Origin of the sequence: Staphylococcus pasteuri, from assembly GCF_030547725.1 — a bacterium.
Taxonomy (GTDB): Bacteria; Bacillota; Bacilli; order Staphylococcales; family Staphylococcaceae; genus Staphylococcus; species Staphylococcus pasteuri.
Genome location: NZ_JAUOQO010000210.1, coordinates 1 through 292 on the forward strand (window position 1 = coordinate 1; position 292 = coordinate 292).

Here is a 292-nt window from a genome sequence, read left to right on the forward strand (position 1 = left end):
TTGTGATAGTGCAAACCGTGGCCAGCATTCACTTTCAGGCCTTTATCAGCGGCATAGCTAGCTGCTGCTGCAATTTTCTTTAATTCTGATTGCTGGGCAGCTTCATCTTTTGCATCGGCATAATGGCCGGTATGCAGCTCAATAAACGGGGCGCCAGAGGCTAACGATGCATCAATTTGCTCATCATCTGCATCGATAAACAGCGACACTAATATACCCGCTTCAGATAACTTGCTCACCGCGGCGGTAATCTTCTCAAGATTCCCAACAACATCCAAGCCACCTTCTGTAG

General features: G+C 47.6%; 1 protein-coding gene. It reads right to left on the reverse strand.

All coding sequences use genetic code 11. The annotated features are described in order from the left end of the window. Positions 1–278, reverse strand: a 278-nt coding sequence (locus Q4528_RS13430) for a pyridoxine 5'-phosphate synthase (protein ID WP_303522014.1), incomplete at its 3' end; no start/stop codon positions are given. Between the last annotated feature and the right edge of the window lie 14 nt (positions 279–292).